A 4,361-nucleotide genomic window follows, 5' to 3' on the forward strand; every position below is an offset into this window, starting at 1 on the left:
CGTGGGCGACGAAATCGACATCATGGCCGACGCCTATATGGGCTGGAGCCTCGACTATGCGAAGCGGATGATGCGCCTCATCGAACCCTTCAACCTGCGCTGGCTGGAAGAAGCGATCATCCCCGACGACATTAACGGCTATCATGAACTGCGCCGCTTCGGCACCACGCCGATCGCGGCGGGCGAGCATGAATTCACCAGCTACGGCTTCCGCCAGATGATCGAGGCGAAATCGCTCGACTATTTCCAGTTCGACACCAACCGAGTCGGCGGCATCACCGCCGCCCGCAAGATTCAGGCACTGGCCGAAGCCTGGTCCATCCCTGTCGTCCCCCATGCCGGGCAGATGCACAATTACCATGTCGTCATGGCCAGCCTGAACAGCCCCATCGCCGAATATTTCCCGATGGTCGACGTGGAAGTCGGCAACGAACTCTTCTGGTACATCTTCAAGGGTGAGCCGCAGGCGGTGGACGGCCATATCGATCTGGACGACAATCTCCCCGGTCTGGGCCTCGAAATCGACGAGGCCGCTCTTTCGCGTTTCAAGGTGATCGGATGATGAAAGTTGCAGTATTGGGCCTGGGCATCATGGGGTCCGGCATGGCGCGGCAACTGCTCGCCGCCGGGTTCGACGTGACCGTTTGGAATCGCAGTGCAGACAAGGCGGCGGCTCTGGGCGAGGCTGGCGCGCATGTCGCGTCGACACCGGCCGATGCCGCGACTGGCGCTGCCATCGTCGTCGCCATGCTCGCCAATGACAGCGTGTCGCGCGACATCTGGACCGGCGATGACGGCGCGCTCGCCGCCATGGCTCCGGGTGCGATCGCGATCGATTCCAGCACGCTGACCGGCGACTGGGTGTTCGAGCTGGCGCGGGAAGCGACGGCGCGGGGCGTGAATTTCCTCGAAGCCCCCGTAACCGGCAGTCGCGATCAGGCGGCCCAGGGCAATCTGCGCTTCCTGGTCGGCGGCGAAGCCGATGTCATCGACGCTGCCCGCCCGGCCTTCGACGCGATGGGCAGCGCGCTCGTCCATCTCGGCCCGGTCGGCAGCGCCGCGACGGTCAAGCTCGCCAATAATTTCCTCTGCGGCGTGCAGGCCGCCAGCCTGGCCGAAGCCATCGCCCTGTTCGAGAAACATGGCCTGGATATCGAGCAGGCCATGTCCATCCTTTTCGACGGCGCACCCGCCAGCCCGATGGTGAAGGGAGTGGGGCGCCGCATGCTCGACCGCGATTATGCGCCCCATTTCCTGGTGCCGCTGATGGCCAAGGATCTGGGCTATGCAGCGCAGGCGCTGGCCGATGTGGGCATCCCGTCTGCCATCGCGCAGGCGGCGCGGCAGCGCTTCGTGGATGCCGATGCTGCGGGGGAAGGCCGTCGCGACATTGCTGCGATCGTGGAGCCGCTCAGGAAGGCGTAAAATATAAGGGAGAGGATGAAGATGCGATTGAAACTGCCCATGCTGCTGCTCGCGGCAACGATCATGACGCCGCTTTCGCCAGTGATCGCGCAGACCGGCGCGCCGGCCGCCACGGCGCTGACCGCCACTGCCACGCTGCACGCGGACAAGCCCGGCGCCATCATCGACCGCCGCATTTTCAGCCAGTTTGCCGAGCATCTGGGCTATGGCATTTATGGCGGTCTTTGGGTCGGGCCAGGGTCGAAAATCCCCAACACGCGCGGCTATCGCAATGATGTCGTAGCCGCGCTGAAAGCGCTCAGCGTGCCACTGATCCGCTGGCCGGGTGGCTGCTTCGCCGACGAATATCATTGGCGTGAAGGCATCGGTCCGCGGGGCCAGCGCCCGACCAAGATCAACACCCATTGGGGCGGCGTCACCGAACCCAACAGCTTCGGCACCCATGAATTCATGGATTTCGCCGAACTGATCGGGGCGGAGGCCTATGTGTCGGGCAATGTCGGCAACGGCTCTCCGGCCGAAATGGCCGAATGGGTGGAATATATGACAGCGCCCGCCGGCACGCTGGCGGATGAACGGGCGAGGAACGGCCGCAAGGAACCGTGGAAGCTGCCCATGTTCGGCATCGGCAATGAATTATGGGGCTGTGGCGGCAATATGCGCGCCGACTATGCCGCCGACGTCACCCGCCGCTACGCGACTTTCGTCAAGTCGCCGCGCGGCACGAAGATCCTGAAGATCGCCAGCGGAGCCAATAGCCGCGACTATGACTGGACAGACGTAATGATGCGCGTAGCGGGCAAGTCGATCGACGGCATCGGCCTCCATTACTACACCCATCCCACGCGCGGGAAGGTGAAGGGATCGGCGACCGATTTCACCGAAACCGACTATGCACGCACACTCGTCAGCACGCTCGTCATGGAGGAACTGCTGGAAAAGCATGGTGCCATCATGGACAAATATGACCCGGAAAAGCGGGTCAATCTGGCCGTGGATGAATGGGGCATCTGGACGGACGTGGAACCGGGCACCAATCCCGGCTTCCTCTATCAGCAGAACAGCATGCGCGACGCGATCATCGCCGCGTTCAACATCAACCTGTTCGCCCGCCATGCCGACCGGGTGCGCATGACCAACATCGCCCAGATGATAAACGTCCTTCAGGCCATGATCTTGACGAAAGATGATCAGATGGTGCTGACGCCCACCTATCATGTTTTCGACATGTACAAGCCGTTTCAGGACGCTACCTTCCTGCCGCTGGATCTGACATCGCCCTGGTATAACAAGGATCAGTGGACCGTACCGGTCGTCAGCGCGGCGGCGGCGCGGGACAAGACGGGCGCCGTGCATGTCGCCCTGACCAACACCGACCCCAACCGGCCCGTCACCGTGACCGCGAAGCTGGAGGGTGTGGCGGCCTCCGCCATCGATGGCCGCATTCTCACTGCACCGGATGTCCAGTCCCATAATGATTTCGGATCGCCGGATCTGGTGCGACCGGTCGTCTTCCGCAATGCTGTCATGTCCGGCGATACGCTGACCGTGACATTGCCGCCGCACTCCGTCGTGATGCTGACCTTGCATTAATGTGCCCCGGCATCGACAGGACGGTCGGCGCGATCGTCCTGTCGGACATCGCTCTATCTTCGCAAACTTCTCGCGAAGGAGAGGTAATGCTAGTCAGTTCTTGAGCACATCATATGCTTGCATATTAAATTCCACTGTGCGACAAATGATTCCATAACATGCCGTGGACAATGCGGCGAATAGTGGAGATGGCATATGTCGAGGGCGGATCTGGTTGGCGATAGATTTTGCTTATTTGGTTCCTTGGTAATCATTGGCTGGTTCATCTACGGCCTGGCCTTTTAGCCCCGCGACGATCGGTCCCATGCCCTGTGGGGCCAAATCGCATGAACTTGGCCCCCATTATCCCGGCCTATACGTATGGCGGATAATCCGTATATCCCTTCGCATCGCCGACATAGGCATAGTCGAAATTCGCTGACGCCAGCGGATGGCCTTCCCGCATCCGACTAACCAGATCGGGATTGGCAATATAGGGGCGTCCGAAGGATATGGCGTCGGCCTTACCCCCGTCGATATAGGCGGCGGCCGTCTGCGCATCGAAACTGCCATTCTGGATGATCGTGCCAGCAAAGACGGCGCGCAGATGATCCATCACCGGATAATCGGGCTTTTCCATGAAGCCCGATGCGATCGGTTCGATCAGATGGATATAGGCCAACCCATAATGCTGTGCCAGAGCGCCGATCGCTTCAGTCAATGCCGCTGGATTGGCGTCTCCCATGCCCTTGCGTTCGCTGGTCGGGCTGACGCGCAGGCCCACACGGCCCGGATCGACCTCGGCAATGACCGCTTCGATGATCTCCTTTAGCAACCGCACCCGATTTTCCATGCTGCCGCCATAGTCGTCCTGCCGCCGGTTGGTCTTCGATTGCAGGAACTGGTCGATGATATAGCCATTGGCGCCATGGATTTCCACGCCATCAAAGCCCGCCGTCATGGCATTGGCGGCGGCCCGGCCATAGGCGGCAACGACATGATCGATGTCGGCCTGCGTCATTTCGCGCGGCACGACATAGGGCTTCATCGGCAAGAAGCCGCCATCATAGGGGCCGGATGGCGGTGCCATCGTTTCCCCTTCGCCCGCGATCGCCGATGGGCCGATCGGCAGCGCGCCGTCCAGATAGTCGGGCAGGACCAGCCGCCCCATGTGCCAGAGTTGGCAATAGATGCGCCCGCCCGCGTCATGAACCCGATCCGTCACGCCCCGCCATGCCGCGACCATGGCGTCCGACCAGATGCCGGGCGCCCGATACCAGCCCATGCCGAGCGGGTCGATGGCGGTCGCTTCGGATATGATCAGGCCCGCGTCTGCACGCTGCGCATAATATTCGCCCTGGATT

Annotated in this window: 4 protein-coding genes; 3 read left to right on the top strand and 1 reads right to left on the bottom strand. The window is 61.7% G+C overall.

What is annotated here, in order from left to right; genetic code table 11:
• The 3 genes from VMR39_RS02425 to VMR39_RS02435 all read left to right on the top strand — a co-directional run.
• A partial coding sequence (locus VMR39_RS02425; RefSeq protein WP_325413990.1) for an enolase C-terminal domain-like protein occupies positions 1–562 on the top strand: 562 nt, incomplete at its 5' end.
• Positions 559–1,425 (top strand): NAD(P)-dependent oxidoreductase, encoded by an 867-nt coding sequence (locus VMR39_RS02430; RefSeq protein ID WP_325413992.1) that lies wholly within the window; start codon positions 559–561, stop codon positions 1,423–1,425. The genes VMR39_RS02425 and VMR39_RS02430, both read left to right, overlap by 4 nt.
• Positions 1,426–1,446: 21 nt before the next feature.
• Positions 1,447–3,018: an alpha-N-arabinofuranosidase gene (locus tag VMR39_RS02435; RefSeq protein WP_414712439.1), complete on the top strand. Its 1,572-nt coding sequence runs from the start codon at positions 1,447–1,449 to the stop codon at positions 3,016–3,018.
• 352 nt (positions 3,019–3,370) lie between these two features.
• Here the strand turns inward: VMR39_RS02435 and VMR39_RS02440 are convergent.
• Positions 3,371–4,361, bottom strand: a 991-nt coding sequence (locus tag VMR39_RS02440) for an alkene reductase (protein ID WP_325413996.1), incomplete at its 5' end; no start/stop codon positions are given.

Origin of the sequence: Sphingobium sp. (genome assembly GCF_035511395.1) — a bacterium.
In the GTDB taxonomy this organism is placed as follows: Bacteria; Pseudomonadota; Alphaproteobacteria; order Sphingomonadales; family Sphingomonadaceae; genus Sphingobium.